The 19,074-nt window shown below is 71.1% G+C and carries 17 protein-coding genes; 15 read left to right on the forward strand and 2 right to left on the reverse strand.

What is annotated here, in order from left to right; all coding sequences use genetic code 11:
• Position 1: 1 nt before the first annotated feature.
• Both ACGF3A_RS00465 and ACGF3A_RS00470 read left to right on the forward strand, forming a co-directional pair.
• Positions 2-2,092 carry a hypothetical protein gene (locus ACGF3A_RS00465; protein WP_393727232.1) on the forward strand — a complete coding sequence of 697 codons (2,091 nt, stop codon included), beginning with the start codon at positions 2-4 and terminating at the stop codon, positions 2,090-2,092.
• A 143-nt stretch (positions 2,093-2,235) separates the two neighbouring features.
• Entirely contained in the window at positions 2,236-3,522 is a 1,287-nt protein-coding gene (locus tag ACGF3A_RS00470; RefSeq protein WP_393727057.1) for a geranylgeranyl reductase family protein, read from the forward strand.
• Between the two features lie 42 nt (positions 3,523-3,564).
• Here the strand turns inward: ACGF3A_RS00470 and ACGF3A_RS00475 are convergent, their stop codons facing one another.
• Entirely contained in the window at positions 3,565-4,623 is a 1,059-nt protein-coding gene (locus ACGF3A_RS00475) for a DUF5954 family protein (RefSeq protein ID WP_393724287.1), read from the reverse strand.
• Positions 4,624-4,736: 113 nt separating this feature from the next.
• Between ACGF3A_RS00475 and ACGF3A_RS00480 the strand changes: the two genes are divergently transcribed.
• Positions 4,737-5,138: a MerR family transcriptional regulator gene (locus ACGF3A_RS00480; RefSeq protein ID WP_393724289.1), complete on the forward strand. Its 402-nt coding sequence runs from the start codon at positions 4,737-4,739 to the stop codon at positions 5,136-5,138.
• On the forward strand, positions 5,138-6,460 hold the full coding sequence (locus tag ACGF3A_RS00485) for an MFS transporter (RefSeq protein ID WP_393724291.1): 1,323 nt from the start codon (positions 5,138-5,140) through the stop codon (positions 6,458-6,460). Before ACGF3A_RS00480 ends, ACGF3A_RS00485 begins: the two co-directional genes overlap by 1 nt.
• Positions 6,461-6,697: 237 nt before the next feature.
• On the opposite strand, the gene ACGF3A_RS00490 is transcribed toward ACGF3A_RS00485, so the two are convergent.
• Positions 6,698-7,540 carry a C40 family peptidase gene (locus ACGF3A_RS00490; protein ID WP_393724292.1) on the reverse strand — a complete coding sequence of 281 codons (843 nt, stop codon included), beginning with the start codon at positions 7,538-7,540 and terminating at the stop codon, positions 6,698-6,700.
• A gap of 719 nt (positions 7,541-8,259) precedes the next feature.
• Between ACGF3A_RS00490 and ACGF3A_RS00495 the strand changes: the two genes are divergently transcribed.
• The 11 genes from ACGF3A_RS00495 (at position 8,260) to nuoK (ending at position 19,066) form a co-directional block, all read left to right on the forward strand.
• Positions 8,260-8,619 carry an NADH-quinone oxidoreductase subunit A gene (locus ACGF3A_RS00495; RefSeq protein WP_344528328.1) on the forward strand — a complete coding sequence of 120 codons (360 nt, stop codon included), beginning with the start codon at positions 8,260-8,262 and terminating at the stop codon, positions 8,617-8,619.
• Between the two features lie 14 nt (positions 8,620-8,633).
• Complete coding sequence (locus ACGF3A_RS00500; protein WP_393724295.1) at positions 8,634-9,188, forward strand: NuoB/complex I 20 kDa subunit family protein; 555 nt, start codon at positions 8,634-8,636, stop codon at positions 9,186-9,188.
• Positions 9,189-9,199: 11 nt separating this feature from the next.
• Complete coding sequence (locus ACGF3A_RS00505) at positions 9,200-9,913, forward strand: NADH-quinone oxidoreductase subunit C (RefSeq protein WP_393727059.1); 714 nt, start codon at positions 9,200-9,202, stop codon at positions 9,911-9,913.
• Positions 9,913-11,241, forward strand: a complete 1,329-nt coding sequence (locus ACGF3A_RS00510; protein WP_393724297.1) for an NADH-quinone oxidoreductase subunit D — start codon at positions 9,913-9,915, stop codon at positions 11,239-11,241. The genes ACGF3A_RS00505 and ACGF3A_RS00510 overlap by 1 nt, the downstream gene beginning before the upstream one ends.
• A complete protein-coding gene (gene nuoE, locus ACGF3A_RS00515; RefSeq protein WP_393724299.1) occupies positions 11,238-11,966 on the forward strand; it encodes an NADH-quinone oxidoreductase subunit NuoE in 729 nt (242 codons plus the stop codon). The genes ACGF3A_RS00510 and nuoE overlap by 4 nt, the downstream gene beginning before the upstream one ends.
• Positions 11,963-13,318, forward strand: a complete 1,356-nt coding sequence (gene nuoF / locus ACGF3A_RS00520; protein WP_393724301.1) for an NADH-quinone oxidoreductase subunit NuoF — start codon at positions 11,963-11,965, stop codon at positions 13,316-13,318. The genes nuoE and nuoF overlap by 4 nt, the downstream gene beginning before the upstream one ends.
• 137 nt (positions 13,319-13,455) lie before the next feature.
• Positions 13,456-15,966, forward strand: a complete 2,511-nt coding sequence (locus ACGF3A_RS00525) for an NADH-quinone oxidoreductase subunit G (protein ID WP_393724303.1) — start codon at positions 13,456-13,458, stop codon at positions 15,964-15,966.
• Positions 15,963-17,333, forward strand: coding sequence for an NADH-quinone oxidoreductase subunit NuoH (gene nuoH, locus ACGF3A_RS00530; protein WP_393724305.1), 1,371 nt, complete (start codon positions 15,963-15,965; stop codon positions 17,331-17,333). Before ACGF3A_RS00525 ends, nuoH begins: the two co-directional genes overlap by 4 nt.
• Positions 17,326-17,892 (forward strand): NADH-quinone oxidoreductase subunit NuoI, encoded by a 567-nt coding sequence (gene nuoI, locus ACGF3A_RS00535; protein ID WP_393724306.1) that lies wholly within the window; start codon positions 17,326-17,328, stop codon positions 17,890-17,892. Before nuoH ends, nuoI begins: the two co-directional genes overlap by 8 nt.
• Positions 17,889-18,770, forward strand: coding sequence for an NADH-quinone oxidoreductase subunit J (locus ACGF3A_RS00540; RefSeq protein ID WP_393724308.1), 882 nt, complete (start codon positions 17,889-17,891; stop codon positions 18,768-18,770). Before nuoI ends, ACGF3A_RS00540 begins: the two co-directional genes overlap by 4 nt.
• Entirely contained in the window at positions 18,767-19,066 is a 300-nt protein-coding gene (nuoK, locus tag ACGF3A_RS00545) for an NADH-quinone oxidoreductase subunit NuoK (protein ID WP_344528315.1), read from the forward strand. The genes ACGF3A_RS00540 and nuoK overlap by 4 nt, the downstream gene beginning before the upstream one ends.
• The last annotated feature ends 8 nt before the right edge of the window (positions 19,067-19,074 follow it).

Genomic DNA, 19,074 nt, shown 5'->3' on the forward strand with positions numbered 1-19,074 from the left:
GGTGACCTCGGCGCGGGTGGCGATGTGGCCGCTGATCGCCGTGTTCGTGGCGGCGTCCGCGTTCGGGCTCTTCTCGACCGAGGACCTGGACGACCTCGACGTCGGCTGGGGCGACCGGATGCGGGTCGTGCTCGCGCTGCTGCTCCAGGGCGTCGGCGGCGGGTTCACCGTCTCCGCCGACGGTGACGATCCGATCGGCGGGCAGAGCGTCGCGGGGGAGGGCTCGCTCTCGTTCGTCCCGTATCTGTCCACAGCCCTGTGGGTGGCCGCGCTGGTGATCGCCGGGCGGTGGGCGCGGCGCCGCGAGCAGGCGGCGGGCCGGTACGGCGGCGGTCTTGAGAGCGCGCTGCGCGTCGGACTGCTGTGCGGCGCGGGCGCGTTCGCGCTGGGGCTGTACGCGCGTCCCTCGTACGAGGGGTTCGAGCTGGGCTCCGCGCCGGGGCTGACGCTGCTGTGGGCGTTCCTGCTCTCCACCGTCGTCGCCGCCGTGGTCATGGCGCGCGGCGAGACCGACAACTGGCTCGCGGCGCGGCCCGCGCCCGGGCCGCGGATGGCCGTCGGCGCGCTGCGCACCGCGCTGCTCGCACTCGTGCTCGTCCTGGCGCTGGCCTCGGTCGTCGCGGGCATCGTCGTGGTGGCCGAGGCCGACTCCGGGGACATGGACGGCCAGAGCTGGTTCAGCCTGCTGGTGCTCCTGCCCAACCTCGGCGCGATGGCCCTCGCGCTGGCCTGGGGCGCGCCGCTCGAAGGCAAGTGGAACGTGCCGGAGTTCGACATCGGCCGCGAGACGTTCGGCTACGGCGAGCTCGCCGACGCCGCGGGCGGCTGGGCCCTCACCGGCACCATCGTCGGGGGCCTGGCCTGCGCGCTGATCCTCGGCGCCCTCGCCGCCCGGCGCCACGCCGACCGCCGCGAACAGCTCCTCGCCGGGGCCTTCTTCGTCGTCGCCGTCCTGCTGCTCGTCGGGCTCGGCGGGCTGCGGATGGAGGCGAACTTCCACGAGGGGAGCGGCGGCTCACCGGGCCTCGGTGACGGCTACGGCTCGACGGGCGACTCGGCCTCGATGTCCGCCGAGGGCGGCGCCTCGGGCGCGGAGATGCTGCTCTTCGCCCTGCTGTGGTCGTTCGGCGGGGTGCTGCTGGTGCCGTGGCTGCTGACGCTGGCGGGCAAGGGCGCCACGACGGCGCCCGCGTCCCCGGTGGCCCCCGTGTCCCCTGTGACCCCCGCGGCCCCCGCGGCCCCTGTGACCCCCATGGCCTCTGCCGCGCCCGCCGCACCCGCCGCACCCGCCGCCGCCTCGCCGTTCGACACTCCGACCTACGAGCTCGGCCAGGGCGGTGCCCCCGGCGGCGAACCGCCCTCGCGCGGGCCCGCGCTGAAGTGGGCGGCGCTGATTCTCGCCGCGTTCCTGGTGGGCGGCGCGATCACCGGCGGCGTGCTGCTCTTCTCCGACGGCGGGGACGGCGGGAAGAACGGCAAGGACGGCGGGAACACGGCGCGGAACGCCGAGGAGCGCAAGGCCGGAGCCGGGAAGTCCGGCGAGGGGGAGGGGCCGGACGCGAGCGCGGATCCGGACCCGGACCCCTCCGCCTCCTCCGACTCGCCCTCGGACTCCCCCTCGGGCTCCGCCACCGACTCCGACCTGCCCCAGGGCTTCGCCATGGTCGACGACCCCGAGGGGTTCCGGGTCGGCGTCATGGAGGGCTGGCAGCGCGAGGTGAGCGGCACGCAGATCGACTACGTGCAGCCCACCGGCGGCGACTATCTGCGGGTCGGCGTCATCGAGAACGCCGGGTACACCTCGTACGACAACTTCCTCTCCATGGAGGAGAAGGCGAAGAAGCGCGACGACTACGAGCGGATCGAGATGCGCCGCAACACCTTCCACGGGAAGGCGGGCGCCCGCTGGGAGTTCACGTACACCTCGGACGAATCGGGACGTACGATCCACGCGATCGACCAGGCGTACGTCGCCGACGACGGCACGGAGTACAGCATCTACGCGGAGCGGCGCGTCTTCGAGGGCGAGGAGAACAAGAAGGACATCGTCTTCGAGACGGCGCTCGACACCTGGCAGGAACCCGCGAGCTAGCGCGTCGGCCGGGGGTGGGAGAGGGCTGCCCGGAATGCGCCCTTAGACTGCGGAGTCAGCACCGACCCAGTCAGTCAGCAGCAGCGGTCAGTCAGTCAGCAGCCAGCCAGCCAGTCACCGACGCGGGAGCACTCGTGGCCGATATCCACTCGAAGCCCTCGTCCGAGCACAGCGCGGACGTCATCGTCGTCGGTGCGGGTCCGGCGGGCTCCACGACCGCGTACCACCTCGCGCGCAGCGGCCTGGACGTGCTGCTGCTGGAGAAGACCGCGTTCCCGCGCGAGAAGGTGTGCGGCGACGGGCTGACCCCGCGCGCGACCAAGCAGCTCGTCGCGATGGGCATCGACATCTCCGAGGAGGCGGGCTGGCTCCGCAACAAGGGGCTGCGCATCATCGGCGGCGGCCAGCGGCTCCAGCTCGACTGGCCCGAGCTGGCCAGCTACCCGGACTACGGCCTGGTCCGCAAGCGCGACGACTTCGACGAGCAGCTCGCACGCCAGGCCGAGAAGGCGGGCGCCCGGCTCTACGAGCGGTGCAACGTCGGTGAGCCGCTGCTCGACGACCGTACGGGCCGGATCACCGGCGTCCACGCGAAGCTGGGCGACGAGAAGCGGCCCGTCACCTTCCACGCACCTGTCGTCGTCGCGGCCGACGGCAACTCCACGCGGCTCTCGCTCAAGATGGGCCTGCACCGCCGCGAGGACCGGCCGATGGGCGTCGCGGTACGGACGTACTTCACCTCGCCCCGGCACGACGACGACTACCTGGAGTCGTGGCTGGAGCTGTGGGACCGGCGCGGCGAGCAGGACCGGCTGCTGCCCGGCTACGGCTGGATCTTCGGCATGGGCGACGGCACGTCCAACGTCGGCCTCGGCATCCTCAACTCCTCCTCCGCCTTCCGCGAGCTGGACTGGCGCGAGATCCTCAAGGCCTGGTGCGCCTCCATGCCGGAGGACTGGGGCTACACCCCGGAGAACATGAAGGGCCCGATCCGCGGCGCCGCGCTCCCCATGGCCTTCAACCGCCAGCCGCACTACACGCGGGGCCTGCTGCTCGTCGGCGACGCGGGCGGGCTGGTCAACCCGTTCAACGGCGAGGGCATCGCGTACGCCATGGAGTCCGGCTTCATCGCCGCCGACACCATCATCCAGGCCCACGCCCGCGCGACCCCGGCCCAGCGCGAACTGGCCCTGCGCCGCTACCCCAAGGTCCTCAAGGACACCTACGGCGGCTACTACACCATGGGTCGGGCCTTCGTGAAGCTGATCGGCAACCCGAAGGTCATGAAGCTCGCGACCGAGCGCGGCCTCTCGCACCCGATGCTGATGCGCTTCACCCTCAAGATGCTGGCCAACCTCACCGACCCGACGGGCGGCGACGCGATGGACCGCATCATCAACGGCATCGCCAAGGTCGCGCCCCGCGCGTAGCCGGTAGCCGGGGCGGCGGGCGGGTCGGCGGCCGGGGCGGCGTCAGTCGTCGTACGAGATGTTCCCCCACTCGTCCATCGTGGGGCGGATCTTCGTCGGCTCCTGGTGGTCCTGGTCCGAGGGGCGGGGCGGTTCGGGGCCGTCGGGGCCGACGCGCATCATCCGTTCGACGCGGACGATCTGGAACGTACGCCCCCGCGCGCGCAGCTCGTTGCCGCCGGGCCGGCGCATGAACCGCTCGGCGGCCTTCGCGTAGACGGGCACGTCCTTCTCCGGGAAGTCGGGCTTCCAGTCCGGGATCTCCCGCATCAGCATCGGCACCGACGTCGTGAAGTGGCCGACGAGCGCGCGGCGGGCCGCCTGCGGCGTGGGGAACTGATTGCCCAGGAACATCGTCCAGGACCCCGCCTCCCGCTCCAGCACCCGGAACGCCGGGGGCAGCAGCACCAGCCCGGGATGGCTGCGCAGCGCCCGCCGGGAGTCGGCGAGGACGTCGGCCGGGAAGCGCTCCGAGGTGTAGACGTGCTCGCGCAGGCCGAGCCGCTCCAGCCCCTCCGTGAGCTGCACCTCGGCGGCGTGGTCGACCAGGAACCCGGCGGTGTCGGAGTGCGGGTCCCGCGCCTCCAGGTCCCAGTGGTCGTCCTCGGGCCGGTCGGTGGGACGGGGCGGCTCCAGCGCGTCGTCGCCGATCCGGCTGAACTCGTCGGCCCGCACGATCCGGTAGCGGTCGTCGCCCACGGACAGCTCGTCGATCCGCTCCTTCTCCAGCCGCGCCACGCCGTCCAGCAGACGGCGCCGCTCGCGGTGGTCCTTCGCCTCGTCCTTGGCGCGGAGCCACAGGGAGGAGTTCAGGTCGTCGCGCGCGTCCTGCGGGAAGCCGGTGTCCAGCTCGCCCAGCAGCCGCCACCGCGACCGGCCCCGCCGGTCCTCCGGCGTCTGCACCGCGCACCCGAACAGCGGGCCCCGGACAAGGATGTTCGGATAGCGCCGCCCGCCGTGGAACGCGTCGAGCTCGGTGACCTGGGAGACGGGGTCGTCGCGGTGCGTCACGTGAATCGTGAGGTGATCCGGCGTCGACGGTTGCTCGTTGTAGTCCCGCATGTGCCCAGTGTGTTGGGTCCGGGGTGCCGTGTCAGACGTTCCTCCCGATTCGCGCGGAGTCCGCCCGGGAGGCTTGACCTTGACGCCCGTGTCAGGGTTCTACCGTCCGCACCATGGTGAACGAGAGCGAGATGCGCATCGGGGAGCTGGCCGACCTCACCGGCGTCAGCCCCCGGTCCCTGCGCTACTACGAGCAACAGGGGCTGCTGACCCCGCAGCGCGCCGGGAACGGGTACCGCGCGTACGACCGGCTGGACGCCGTACGGGCCGCGAACATCAGGGACGCGCTGGACGTGGGGCTCACCCTGGAGGACGTCCGTCCCGCCCTGGAGAAGGGCTGTCTGGACGTGCCGCTGCGGCAGTCGCACTACACCGCCGAGGAGTTGACCCGGGCGCGGCTGGCCACGCTCGACGAGCGGATCGCCGCGCTCCAGGAACTCCGGGCGCGGCTGGCCCGGCACATCGACGAGACGCTGCCCGCCGGTCCGGTGCCGGTGGTGGAGGGCGAGGACTGATGAGGAGCGCCGCAGCGCGGGCCGGGACCCCCGGCGCCGCGCCGGTCACGCCTGCCCCGCCCCCGGGTTCCGCCCGGTCCACGGATCCCGCCCGGCCCACGGATCCCGCCCCGCGCACCTCGGGCTGGCTGTTCGCCCTGCTGCTGACGACGTTCGTCATCGGCACCGACGACTTCATCATCGCCGGGATCCTCCCGGCGGTCTCCGCCGACCTGAAGGTGAGCGAGGGCGCCGCGGGCCAGTTGGTGACGGCGTTCTCGCTCACCTACGCGCTCGCCTGCCCGGTCCTCGCGGTGGCCACCGGGCGGGTGCCGCGCAAGGCACTGATCGTAGGAGGGCTCGCGGTGTTCGCGGCGGTCAACTTCGGTACGGCGCTGGCGCCCTCCTTCGGGACGCTGATGGCCCTCCGGGTGGCGGCGGCGCTGGTGGCCGCCACGCTCTCGCCCGCGGCGTTCGCGGTCGCCGGGCGACTGGCCGCGCCGGAGCGCACCGGCAGGGCGATCGGCACCGTGGCCGCGGGGCTGACCGTGTCGCTGGTGGTCGGCGTGCCCTTCGGCTCGTGGCTGAGCGGCGTGGCGGGGTGGCGGGCCACCTTCGTCGCGGTGGGCGCCCTCACGTGCCTGGCCCTCGCGGTCACGGCGCTGACGATGCCCCGGATCCCCCGCACCCGGGTGGCCGGGGTGGCCGAGCGGCTGCGTCTGCTGCGCCGTCCCCCGGTGCTGCTCTGCGTGCTCGGCACGATGCTCGCGGCCTGCGGCGGGCTGATGCCCTACATCTACATGGCCCCCCTCACCCACGATCTCACCGGCACCGGCGGCCAGTACGTGGGCGTCTTCATCGCGGTCGTGGGCGTCTCGGGCGCAGTGGGAACCGTGCTGGGCGGACGGCTGACCGACCGGTGGGGCGTGGACCGCACCCTGCTGGCCGCCTTCGGCGGCGTGGTGGCGGCCGCCCTGGTGCTGCTGGCGGTCGGCGGGATCGCGCGGGGCGCGGCGCCGGTGTGGCTGGTCTGCGCGGTGCTGGTGCTGTGGGGAGTGCCCGGATGGGGCAACAACCCTCCGATGAACGCCCGTGCCCTGCACATGGGCGGCGAAGCCGCCACCGAGGCGGTGGCGCTGAACACCAGCGGGCTCTACGCGGGCATCGCGCTGGCCGGCGCCGTCGGCGGCGGCACGGTCGAGGCCTCCGGGGGCACCGGCCTCCTGGCGGTCGCCTGCGCCGCCGGTCTGGTCACCGTCGCGGTGATGGCGCTCTCCGTACGCCGCTACCCCTCGCCCCGCCGTACGCCCGAGGGCGCCGGGAAGGCCAGCGGCCCACCGTGACCGCGCTCTTCGCGGTGTGCGCCGGACCCCACCGGGCGGTGTGCTGACGGGGCCACGACGGCGATTGTGCACGCGTTCACGGAGGGCGGTCCGCCCCGGTACGTCCCGCTACGGTCACCGGTGCGACTCCCGCCGCCGTTCCCTCCGCCGCTCCCGCCCCGGACACGCGAAGGGCCCACCGCGGGTGTGCGGTGGGCCCTTCGCGGCGCCGCAGGGGCGCTCAGAGGCTCTGGGGGCTCAGAGGACGCGGACGGCGCCCGTGGGCTGGTCGTAGCTCATGTTGGCCTCCACAACGCCCTTGGAGGGGTTCTGGGCGCCGATGAACTTGCCGTCGCCGATGTAGACGCCGACGTGGTACGCGCTGCCCTTGCCACCCCAGTAGAGGATGTCGCCGGGCTGGAGGTTGCTCAGGGAGACCTCGGTACCGGTGCTGGACTGCGCCTGCGAGACGCGCGGCAGGCTCACGCCGACGGTCTTGAACGCGGCCTGGGTCAGGCCCGAGCAGTCGTACGCGGAGGGGCCGGTGGCGCCGGAGACGTACGCCTTGCCGACCTGGCCCTTGAGGAAGTTGATGAGGGTCGCGGCGTTGCCGCTGCCCTTGGCCGGGCTCGGAGTGGACGACGACGGGGCCTCGGCAGAGTTGTTCTGCAGCGAGTCGCGGCTGTCCGAACGGGAGGCGCGGTCCTCGCGGTCGGCAGCGGCCTTGGCCGCCTTGCGGGCCGCCTCGGCCTTCCGCTTGGCCTCGGCCTTCGCCTTGGCCTCCGCCTTCTCCTTGTTCTCCTTCGCCTGCTCCTTGGCCTTGGTGACCGCGGAGCCCTGGGCCTCCTGCAGCTCGTACGTCAGCGCCGACTGCTGGAGCGAGTCGGCCGCCGCCGTGGCGGAGCTTTCCAGGTTGCCGGAGAGGGTCGGCATCTCCATGGTCTCGGTCGGGGCCTTGTTGTCGGCCGCGAACGAGGGGGTGGCCGCCGCGGTGAGCGCGATGGTGCCCATGACGCCGCCCGTCACACCCGCACGCAGCGCCGTATTCATCTTGCTGTTGCGGGGCTTCCGGTGGCTGGGTATCTGAGCTTTCGGGGACATGAGGGCATGCCTAGCAGGCGTCGGAGGGTCGGCTCAACAATCGTGCGATGCGCCACAGTCGTCGCGTGCACGGCCAGTTGACCCTGGAGTAACCCCTCTCCGGGGCGTCACACGAGCGTGATCATTGCCCAACTACGGGGCTGTGACCATGCACTTGTCCGCAATGCCGGAATTACTGTCACGGCGATATCACGGCGCCCCCGTCCGCGCAAAGGTGCCGGGGGTCGACCCGGAATCGAGTGGCGCAGCTCACATTCACACTCTCAACTTGCCGCTCAAATCGGACGTTGAGGCTCAATCACCCATACGGGAAGGGTGCCCGCGGTGTTTGTGCCGGGCTTCACGACCGCACTTGTCGAGTGGTTGGCGCTTATCAGGAGAATCTGTCCAGCGCGAATTTGCCCGTGCAGGCGCATGCCTGGTACAGCGACCCGCCCGCAAGGGCTGTGAGCACCGAACCTCTGTCACATCGGGTGATCAACTATGGGCTTTGCGTATGAAGATCATCGGTCATCCGACGGGATGATTCACCGTCAGGTGGTGGAGATCACAAAGCAGTTGTCGTACCCCGTGTCGCAGATCACAGAGGGCCGGGCTTAAGATGCCTGCGAACAGGGCTTGTGAACTGCCTCACATAAGAGCGATCTTCGTGGGGGAGTCGCAGTGGCCCAGCGGTCTGCCGGCAGTCAGCGTCGACGCCTGGAAGGAGAACGGGTGCGGTGAACGTCTACACACCAATCCTTGTACTTGGAGCCGTAGCGGCGGCGTTCGTGATCTTCTCCGTGGTCGCCGGATCGCTCGTCGGCCCCAAGCGCTACAACCGCGCCAAGCTTGAGGCGTACGAATGCGGCATCGAGCCCACGCCACAGCCTGAGGGCGGCGGGCGCTTCCCGGTGAAGTACTACCTGACGGCGATGCTCTTCATCATCTTCGACATCGAAATCGTCTTCCTCTACCCGTGGGCCGTGCATTTCGACTCGCTCGGGATGTTCGGTCTCGTCGAAATGCTGGTCTTCGTCGCTCTCATCGGTATCGCGTACGCCTATGACTGGCGGCGCGGCGGCCTGGAATGGGATTAGGGGCAGGAGAGGCAATGGGACTTGAAGAGAAGCTGCCGAGCGGTTTTCTGCTCTCCACCGTCGAGAAGATGGCGGGGCTCGCCCGCAAGTCGTCGATGTTCCCGGCGACCTTCGGGCTGGCCTGCTGCGCCATCGAGATGATGACGACGGGCGCCGGGCGGTACGACCTGGCGCGGTTCGGCATGGAGGTCTTCCGCGGCTCGCCCCGGCAGGCCGACCTCATGATCGTGGCCGGGCGGGTCAGCCAGAAGATGGCGCCGGTGCTGCGCCAGGTCTACGACCAGATGCCCAACCCCAAGTGGGTGATCTCGATGGGCGTCTGCGCCTCGTCGGGCGGCATGTTCAACAACTACGCGATCGTGCAGGGCGTCGACCACGTGGTGCCGGTCGACATCTACCTTCCCGGCTGTCCGCCGCGCCCCGAAATGCTGATGGACGCGATTCTCAAGCTGCACGAGAAGGTCAAGGACACCAAGCTCGGCGTGAATCAGCAGGAAGCGGCCCGCGAGGCGGAGGAAGCGGCGAGGAACGCGCTCCCGACGATCGAGATGAAGGGGCTGCTCCGGTGACGGAAGAGAACGTGAACGGAAACGGGGCCAACGGTTCCGTTCCCCCCTCCCGCAAGAGCGACGCGGGCGAGGTCATCGGCGTGCGCCGCGGCATGTTCGGCGGCAGCGACGGCGGCGACACCTCCGGCTACGGCGGTCTCGTCCGGACCGTCCGCCTCCCCGGCGCCACCCAGCGCCCGTACGGCGGATACTTCGACGAGGTCGCCGACGAGCTCGAAGGCGCGCTGGAGGAGCAGGGCCTCCTCCCGGAGAACGCCATCGAGAAGACCGTCGTCGACCGCGGCGAGCTGACCTTCCACATCGCCCGCGAGCACCTGCCCCGCGTCGCCCGCACGCTCCGCGACGACCCGGCGCTCCGCTTCGAGCTGTGCACCGGCGTCAGCGGCGTCCACTACCTGGAGGACAAGGGCAGGGAGCTGCACGCGGTCTACCACCTGCGCTCGCTCACCCACACCCGGCTGATCCGGCTGGAGGTCAGCGCACCCGACGCGGACCCGCACATCCCGTCGATCGTCGACGTCTACCCGACCAACGACTGGCACGAGCGCGAGACGTACGACTTCTTCGGCCTGATCTTCGACGGCCACCCGGCCCTCACGCGGATCATGATGCCGGACGACTGGCAGGGCTTCCCGCAGCGCAAGGACTACCCGCTCGGCGGCATCCCCGTCGAGTACAAGGGCGCCCAGATTCCCGCTCCGGACCAGCGGAGGTCGTACACCTGATGAGCACTTCCCACGCACCGGCGGGCATTCGGGAGACCACCGAAGGCACCGTCTACGACGTCACCGGCGGCGACTGGGACGAGATCGCCGACCACATCGCCAAGAGCGACGACGAGCGGATCATCGTCAACATGGGTCCGCAGCACCCGTCCACCCACGGCGTGCTCCGGCTGATCCTGGAGATCGACGGCGAGACCGTCACCGAGGCCCGCTGCGGCATCGGCTATCTGCACACCGGCATCGAGAAGAACCTCGAATTCCGGACCTGGACGCAGGGCACGACCTTCGTCACGCGCATGGACTACCTCACGCCGTTCTTCAACGAGACGGCGTACTGCATGGCCGTGGAGAAGCTGCTCGGCATCGAGGACGACGTCCCCGACCGCGCCAACGTCATCCGCGTCCTGCTCATGGAGCTGAACCGGATCTCCTCCCACCTCGTGGCCATCGCCACCGGCGGCATGGAGCTGGGCGCGACCACGGTCATGATCTTCGGCTTCCGCGACCGCGAGCTCGTCCTCGACCTGTACGAGCTGATCACGGGCCTGCGGATGAACCACGCGTACATCCGCCCCGGAGGCCTCTCCCAGGACCTGCCCCCGGGCGCCGTCGACGCGCTGCGCGAGTTCGTCAAGAAGATGCGGAAGAACATCCCGGAGTACGACGCGCTCTGCACCGGCAACCCCGTCTTCAAGGCCCGCCTGAAGGACATCGGCCACCTCGACCTCGCGGGCTGCATGGCCCTCGGCGCCACGGGCCCGATCCTCCGCTCCGCCGGACTCCCGCACGACCTGCGCAAGTCCGACCCGTACTGCGGCTACGAGAACTACGACTTCGAGGTGCCGACCGTCGACACCTGCGACTCCTACGGGCGCTTCCTGCTGCGCCTGGAGGAGATGCGCGAGTCGCTGCGGATCATCGAGCAGTGCGTGGACCGGCTGGAGCCCGGGCCCGTGATGGTCGGCGACAAGAAGATCGCCTGGCCCGCGCAGCTCGCGCTCGGCCCCGACGGCCTCGGCAACTCGCTGGACCACATCAAGAACATCATGGGCACCTCCATGGAGGCCCTGATCCACCACTTCAAGCTGGTGACCGAGGGCTTCCGGGTCCCGCCCGGACAGGCGTACGCGGCGGTCGAGTCCGCCAAGGGAGAGCTCGGCGTGCACGCCGTCAGCGACGGCGGCACCCGCCCGTACCGCGTGCACTTCCGCGACCCCTCCTTCACCAACCTCGAATCCATGGCGGCGATGTGCGAGGGCGGCCAGGTCGCCGACGTCATCGTCGCCGTCGCGTCCATCGACCCCGTGATGGGAGGCGTCGACCGATGACCAACGTCGAACTGGGCGTTCCGCAGATGCCCGCGCCCGACTATCCGGCCGACGTACGCGCGCGGCTGGAGACGGACGCCAAGGAGATCATCGGCCGCTACCCGGACAGCCGCAGCGCCCTCCTGCCGATGCTGCACCTCGTGCAGTCCGAGGAGGGCCACGTCACCCGCACGGGACAGCGGTTCTGCGCGGAGATGCTGGAGCTGACCACCGCCGAGGTCAACGCGGTCGCGACCTTCTACACCATGTACCGCCGCAAGCCCTCCGGGGACTACCAGGTCGGCGTCTGCACCAACACGCTGTGCGCGGTGATGGGCGGGGACGCCATCTTCGACTCCCTCAAGGAGCACCTGGGCGTCGGCAACGACGAGACGACGGACGACGGCAAGGTCACCCTCGAACACATCGAGTGCAACGCGGCCTGCGACTTCGCGCCCGTCGTGATGGTCAACTGGGAGTTCTTCGACAACCAGACCCCCGAGTCAGCCCGCGGCCTGGTCGACGACCTGATCGCCGGACGCGAGGTGGCGCCCACCCGCGGCGCCCCGCTCTGCACCTTCAAGGAGACCGCGCGCATCCTCGCCGGGTTCCCCGACGAGCGCGAGGGCGCGGTCGCCGCCAGCGGCGGCGCCGGACCCGCCTCGCTCACCGGGCTGCGGCTCGCCAAGGGCGAGACCGAGGCCCCCAAGGTCGTCTCCCCGCGCGACGCCGAGGAGGAAGCATGATGACGGCGGACTCGCTCTCCCCGGAGAAGCTGCTCTCACCCGTCCTCTCCTCCTTCTGGGACGAGGCCGAGCCGTGGTCCCTCGCCACGTACAAGCGTCACGAGGGGTACGAGGGGCTGCGCAAGGCCCTGGCGATGGACCCCGACGACCTCATCGCGTACGTGAAGGACGCGGGGCTGCGCGGGCGCGGCGGCGCCGGATTCCCGACCGGGATGAAGTGGCAGTTCATCCCGCAGGGCGACGGCAAGCCGCACTATCTCGTCGTCAACGCCGACGAGTCCGAGCCGGGCACCTGCAAGGACATCCCCCTCCTCTTCGCGAATCCGCACTCCCTCATCGAGGGCATCGTCATCGCCTGTCACGCGATCAGGTCGGGCCACGCCTTCATCTATCTGCGCGGCGAGGTCGTGCCGGTCCTGCGGCGGCTGCACGAGGCCGTCCGCGAGGCGTACGAAGCCGGGTACCTCGGCAAGGACGCCCTCGGCCCCGGCAAGGACCTGGAGCTGACGGTGCACGCGGGCGCCGGCGCGTACATCTGCGGCGAGGAGACCGCGCTGCTCGACTCGCTCGAAGGCCGCCGCGGCCAGCCCCGGCTGCGTCCCCCCTTCCCCGCCGTCGCGGGCCTCTACGCCTGCCCCACTGTGGTGAACAACGTCGAGTCCATCGCCTCTGTTCCCGCCCTCGTCAACAAGGGCAAGGAATGGTTCCGTTCGATGGGCAGCGAGAAGTCCCCGGGCTTCACGCTGTACTCCCTCAGCGGCCACGTCGCGAGCCCCGGACAGTACGAGGCGCCGCTCGGCATCACGCTGCGCCAGCTCCTCGACATGAGCGGCGGCATGCGCCCCGGGCACCGGCTGAAGTTCTGGACGCCCGGCGGCTCCTCCACGCCGATGCTCACCGACGAGCACCTCGACGTCCCCCTCGACTACGAGGGCGTCGGCGGCGCGGGCTCCATGCTCGGCACCAAGGCCCTCCAGTGCTTCGACGAGACGACCTGCGTCGTACGGGCCGTCACCCGCTGGACCGAGTTCTACGCGCACGAGTCCTGCGGCAAGTGCACGCCCTGCCGCGAGGGGACGTACTGGCTCGTCCAGCTCATGCGCGACATCGAGGCGGGCAAGGCCGGAGCGGCCGACCTCGAAAAGATCGAGGACATCGCCGACAACATCAACGGCAAGTCTTTCTGCGCCCTCGGCGACGGTGCCGCCGCGCCGATCTTCTCCTCGCTGAAGTTCTTCCGCGAGGAGTACGAGCAGCACCTCGCGGGGCGCGGCTGTCCCTTCGACCCCGCCAAGTCGACGGCTTGGGCGGATCGCTCCGCGGGCTCCTCCCGGACGGAGGTGCCCGCGTGATGCCTGTGGCACAGACGACGCCCAGCCATCCTGCCCCGGACGCGCCGTTCGCGGCTGCCGCGCCGCTGTGGCTTGTCGCGCAGTTCCCCGCGCCCCTGCGGGGCGCTCTCAGCTCGTCCCCCACCGGAGGTGAATGAATGACGGTCACCACTTCCGCCTCTCCCTCCGGAGGAGGGGAGGCCCAGGTGCCGCCGGAGGATCTTGTCGCGCTCTCGATCGACGGCGCGGAGATCTCCGTTCCCAAGGGAACCCTCGTGATCCGCGCGGCGGAGATGCTGGGGATCGAGATCCCCCGCTTCTGCGACCACCCGCTGCTGGATCCCGCGGGCGCCTGCCGCCAGTGCATCGTCGAGGTCGAGGGCCAGCGCAAGCCGATGGCGTCGTGCACGATCCAGTGCACCGACGGCATGGTCGTCAAGACCCACCTCACCTCCGACGCCGCCGAGAAGGCGCAGCGCGGTGTGATGGAGCTGCTGCTCATCAACCACCCGCTGGACTGCCCGGTCTGCGACAAGGGCGGCGAGTGCCCCCTGCAGAACCAGGCGATGTCCACCGGGCAGGCCGACTCCCGCTTCGAGGGCAGCAAGCGGACGTTCGAGAAGCCCGTGCCGGTCTCCAAGCAGGTGCTGCTCGACCGTGAGCGCTGCGTGCTCTGCGCGCGCTGCACCCGCTTCTCCAACCAGATCGCGGGCGACCCCATGATCGAGCTGCTGGAGCGGGGTGCGCTGCAGCAGGTCGGCACGGGGGAGGGCGACCCCTTCGAGTCGTACTTCTCGGGGAACGTCATCCAGATCTGCCCCGTCGGGGCGCTGACCTCGGCGGCGTACCGCTTCCGCTCCCGGCCGTTCGACCTCGTCTCCTCGCCGTCCGTGTGCGAGCACTGCTCCGGCGGCTGCGCCACGCGCACCGACCACCGGCGCGGCAAGGTCATGCGCCGCCTCGCGGCCAACGACCCCGAGGTCAACGAGGAGTGGAACTGCGACAAGGGCCGCTTCGCGTTCCGCTACGCGCAGCGTCCCGACCGGCTGTCCACCCCGCTGGTGCGGAACGAGGACGGCGAGCTGGTCCCGGCCAGCTGGCCCGAGGCGCTCGCGGCGGCGGCCGAGGGGCTGTCGGCCGCACGCGGGCGTACGGGCGTGCTGGCGGGCGGCAGGCTGACCGTCGAGGACGCCTACGCGTACGGGAAGTTCGCGCGCGTGGCGCTCCAGACCAACGACGTCGACTTCCGCGCCCGCGTCCACTCGGCCGAGGAGGCCGACTTCCTCGCCTCGCACGTCGCCGGGCGCGGCCGGGACCTGGACAGCGGCGGGCTGACGTACAGCGCGCTGGAGGCCGCGCCCGCCGTGCTGCTCGCGGGACTTGAGGCCGAGGAGGAGACGCCCGGCGTCTTCCTCCGGCTGCGCAAGGCCTGGCGCAAGCACGGGCAGCGCACCTTCGCGCTCGCCACGCACGCCACCCGGGGCCTGGAGAAGGCGGGCGGCACGCTGCTCGCCGCGGCGCCGGGCACCGAGACCGAGTGGCTGGACGCGCTCGCGGGCGGCGTCGGCCTGGAGGGCGCGGGGACCGAGGCGGCCGAGGCGCTGCGGGCCGAGGGCGCCGTGATCGCCGTCGGCGAGCGGCTCGCGGCCGTACCGGGCGCGCTCACCGCCGCCGTACGGGCCGCGGCCGCGACCGGCGCCACGCTGGTGTGGATCCCGCGCCGCGCGGGCGAGCGCGGCGCGATCGAGGCCGGGGCCATCCCGGCGCTGCTGCCCGGCGCCCGCCCGGCGACCGACCCGCGGGCCCGCGAGGAGGTGGCGCGCGCCTGGGGCGTGGCCGAACTCCCCGCGGCGTACGGGCGGGACACCGGCCAGATCGTGGAGGCCGCGGCCTCCGGCGAGCTGACCGCGCTCGTGGTGGGCGGCGTCGGCGTCGAGGACCTGCCGGACCCGGCACGGGCCGTCGCGGCGCTGGACGCCGTCGACTTCGTCGTCAGCCTCGAACAGCGCCCGACCGAGGTCACGGACCGCGCCGATGTGGTCCTCCCCGTCGCGGCGGTCGTCGAGAAGGCGGGCACCTTCCTCAACTGGGAGGGCAGGGCGCGGATGTTCGAGGCCGCGCTGAGCCCCGACCAGATGACGCGGCGCCACGTCCAGCCCGACGCGCGCGTGCTGAACATGCTGGCCGACGCCATGGACGTACACCTGGGCCTGCCCGACGTGCGCACCGTGCGCGGCGAGCTGGACCGGCTCGGGCCCTGGGAGGGGCAGCGGGCCACCGCGCCGCAGGCCGGGGCGCGTTCGCTGCCGCAGCCCGCGTCCGGTGAGGCCGTCCTCGCGGGGCACCGGCTGCTGCTGGACCGGGGCCGGATGCAGGAGGGCGACGAGGCGCTGGCCGGGACCCGGCACGCGGCGCTCGCGCGGCTCTCCGCCGCCACGGCGGCCGAGACGGGCGTGAAGGACGGCGACGAGCTGGAGGTCTCCGGCCCGGCCGGCACCGTCCGCTTCCCGCTGGCCGTCACCGAGATGCCCGACCGGGTGGTCTGGCTCCCGCTGAACTCCACGGGCGGCGGCGTCGCCGCCGACACCGGCGCGCGCCCCGGCGACCTGGTCCGGATCGCTCCGGCGACCGAGGCGGCCCCGGCGATCCACGAGGAGGTGGGCGCATGAACGCGCTCGCTCAGCAACTGGCCGCCGAGGACCTCTCGATGTTCGGGAAGGACCCCTTCTGGCTGATCGCGCTCAAGGCGGTCTTCATCTTCGCCTTCATGATGGTGACGGTCCTCGTCTGCATCGTCTTCGAGCGCAAGATCGTCGGCTGGATGCAGCTGCGCATCGGCCCGAACCGGCACGGCCCCTGGGGCATGCTCCAGTCGCTCGCCGACGGCATCAAGCTGATGCTGAAGGAAGACATCATCGTCAAGGGCTCGGACAAGTTCGTCTACATCCTCGCCCCGATCATCGGTGCCGTCCCCGCCTTCATGGCCTTCGCCGTGATCCCGTTCGGCCCGCCGGGCAACGAGGTCTCGATCTTCGGCCACCGCACCCCGATGCAGCTCACCGACCTGCCGGTGGGGATGCTCTTCGTCCTCGCCACCGCCTCCATCGCCTCGTACGGCGTGGTGCTCGGCGGCTGGTCCTCCGGGTCGACGTACCCGCTGCTCGGCGGTGTCCGCGCCACGGCGCAGATCATCTCCTACGAGATCGCGATGGGCCTCAGCTTCGCCGCGGTCTTCCTCTACTCGGGCTCGATGTCGACCTCGACCATCGTGGGCGAGCAGGCGGACGGCTGGTTCGCGTATCTGCTGCCGGTCTCCTTCCTCATCTATCTGGTGTCGATGGTCGGCGAGGCGCACCGCGCCCCGTTCGACATGCCGGAGTCCGAGGGCGACCTGGTCGCGGGCTTCCAGACCGAGTACAGCTCGATCAAGTTCGCGATGTTCATGCTCACCGAGTACGTGCACGTGATCACCGTCTCGGCGATCGCGGTCACCCTCTTCCTCGGCGGCTGGCGCGCGCCCGCGCCGATCTCCACCTGGTGGGAGGGCGCGAACCACGGCTGGTGGCCGATGATCTGGTTCATCGCCAAGCTCCTGGTGCTGGTCTTCTTCTTCATCTGGATCCGCGGCACGCTCCCGCGCGTGCGCTACGACCAGTTCATGAAGCTGGGCTGGAAGGTCCTCATCCCCGTCGCGCTCGTCTGGCTGATGCTCGTCGCCACCGTGCGCGCCATGCGCAACGAGGGCTACGACTACAGCGAGGTCGTCTACTGGGTCGCCGGAGGCGCGCTCGGACTGCTGCTCCTCACCTTCCTCGTCGACTTCATCCGCGGCGGCGGCAAGGAGGAGGAGGCCGAACCGGCCGCCCACGAGAAGCCGTTCGACCCGATGGCGGGCGGCTATCCCGTACCGCCGCTGCCAGGACAGACGCTGCCGCCCGTACCGAGGCGCCCCTCGCGCGCCGACCGTGACCGCGAGCGGGTCCCGGCGGGAACCAGCGAGGGAACAACCGGAGAAAGGGGGCCCGACGGTGCCTGAGAACCCCGTGGCCGGCTTCGGCGTGACCTTCAAGGGCATGTTCAAGAAGCGGCTGACCGAGCAGTACCCCGAGGTCAAGAAGCCGACGGCGCCCCGCTTCCACGGCCGCCACCAGCTCAACCGGCACCCGGACGGGCTGGAGAAGTGCGTCGGCTGCGAGCTGTGCGCCTGGGCGTGCCCCGCGGACGCGATCTACGTCGAGGGCGCGGACAACACCGAGGAGGAGCGCTACTCCCCGGGCGAGCGCTACGGCCGCGTCTACCAGATCAACTATCTGCGCTGCATCCTGTGCGGCCTGTGCGTCGAGGCGTGCCCGACCCGGGCGCTGACCATGACGAACGAGTACGAACTGGCCGACTCCTCCCGCGAATCGCTCATCTACACCAAGGAGGAGCTGCTCGCGGGCCTGGAGGAGGGCATGGTCGACTCCCCGCACGCGATCTTCCCCGGGATGACGGAGAAGGACTACTACCAGGGCCTGGTCACCGAGGCCGCGCCCGGTACGGAGCCGCAGGAGCGCACCTCGGCGCAGACGCCGTCCGAGGAGGCGAACCGATGACCTCCCTCGCGGCGTCCCTCGCTGCCACCTCGACCTCCACGGGCGAGGCCCTGCAGTTCTGGGTCCTCGGCACCGTCGCGGTGCTCGGCGGGCTCGGCACCGTGCTGCTGCGGCGGGCCGTGCACGCGGCGCTCTGCCTCGCGGGCACCATGATCATCCTGGCGCTGTTCTACCTCGCGAACGGCGCGTACTTCCTCGGCATCGTGCAGGTCGTCGTCTACACCGGCGCCGTGATGATGCTCTTCCTCTTCGTGCTGATGCTCGTCGGCGTGAGCGCCGCCGACTCGCTCAAGGAGACGCTGAAGGGCCAGCGCTGGATGGCCGCCGGCTGCGGGCTCGGGCTCGGCATCCTGCTGATCGCGGGCATCGGCCAGGCGTCCATCGGCAGCTTCAACGGCCTGGAGGCCGCCAACGCCGAGGGCAACGTCCCGGCGATCGCCTCGCTGCTGTTCACCAAGTACGTGGTGGCGTTCGAGGTCATCGGCGCGCTGCTGACCGTCGCGGCCGTCGGCGCCACGATGCTCACGCACCGCGAGCGCATCGAGAAGGCCAAGACCCAGCGCGAGCAGGCCGAGGAGCGGGTCCGCGGCGGCAAGCAGCTCCCGCCGCTGCCCGCGCCCGGCGTCTACGCCCGGCACAACGCCGTCGACCGTCCGGGGCTGCTGCCCGACGGCACCCCGGCCGAGATCAGCGTCAGCGCCACCCTCCGGGAGCGCGGCCAGATCCGCGAGGTCGCCACCGACCAGCTCGCCTCGGTCGCGGCGGTGGAGAACCGTACGGCCGAGTACCACGGCCAGAAGCCGCCGCTGCCGCGCGCCTCCGCCGATTCCGCCGACGACGCCGCCGAGGAACCGGAAGAGCAGGAGGCCACCAAGTGAACCCCGTCAACTACGTCTATCTGGCCGCCCTGCTGTTCACCATCGGCGCCGCCGGAGTGCTCATCCGGCGCAACGCCATCGTGGTGTTCATGTGCATCGAGCTGATGCTCAACGCGGCCAACCTGACGCTGGTCGCCTTCTCCCGGATGCACGGCAACCTCGACGGCCAGATCATGGCGTTCTTCGTCATGGTCGTCGCCGCCGCCGAGGTCGTGGTCGGGCTGGCGATCATCGTGATGCTGTACCGCTCCCGTCACTCGGCCTCGGTCGACGACGCCAATCTGATGAAGCTGTAAGGGGTCTC

This window comes from Streptomyces sp. NPDC048172 (assembly GCF_043202595.1).
In the GTDB taxonomy this organism is placed as follows: Bacteria; Actinomycetota; Actinomycetes; order Streptomycetales; family Streptomycetaceae; genus Streptomyces.

Excerpts from the sequence above, each read along its gene's own strand:
- ACGF3A_RS00475 (WP_393724287.1), bottom strand. The coding sequence starts at position 4,623 with ATGCGGGACTACAACGAGCAACCGTCGACGCCGGATCACCTCACGATT.
- ACGF3A_RS00480 (WP_393724289.1), top strand. The coding sequence starts at position 4,737 with ATGGTGAACGAGAGCGAGATGCGCATCGGGGAGCTGGCCGACCTCACC.
- ACGF3A_RS00485 (WP_393724291.1), top strand. The coding sequence starts at position 5,138 with ATGAGGAGCGCCGCAGCGCGGGCCGGGACCCCCGGCGCCGCGCCGGTC.
- ACGF3A_RS00490 (WP_393724292.1), bottom strand. The coding sequence starts at position 7,540 with ATGTCCCCGAAAGCTCAGATACCCAGCCACCGGAAGCCCCGCAACAGC.
- ACGF3A_RS00500 (WP_393724295.1), top strand. The coding sequence starts at position 8,634 with ATGGGACTTGAAGAGAAGCTGCCGAGCGGTTTTCTGCTCTCCACCGTC.
- ACGF3A_RS00510 (WP_393724297.1), top strand. The coding sequence starts at position 9,913 with ATGAGCACTTCCCACGCACCGGCGGGCATTCGGGAGACCACCGAAGGC.
- nuoE (WP_393724299.1), top strand. The coding sequence starts at position 11,238 with ATGACCAACGTCGAACTGGGCGTTCCGCAGATGCCCGCGCCCGACTAT.
- nuoF (WP_393724301.1), top strand. The coding sequence starts at position 11,963 with ATGATGACGGCGGACTCGCTCTCCCCGGAGAAGCTGCTCTCACCCGTC.
- ACGF3A_RS00525 (WP_393724303.1), top strand. The coding sequence starts at position 13,456 with ATGACGGTCACCACTTCCGCCTCTCCCTCCGGAGGAGGGGAGGCCCAG.
- nuoH (WP_393724305.1), top strand. The coding sequence starts at position 15,963 with ATGAACGCGCTCGCTCAGCAACTGGCCGCCGAGGACCTCTCGATGTTC.
- ACGF3A_RS00540 (WP_393724308.1), top strand. The coding sequence starts at position 17,889 with ATGACCTCCCTCGCGGCGTCCCTCGCTGCCACCTCGACCTCCACGGGC.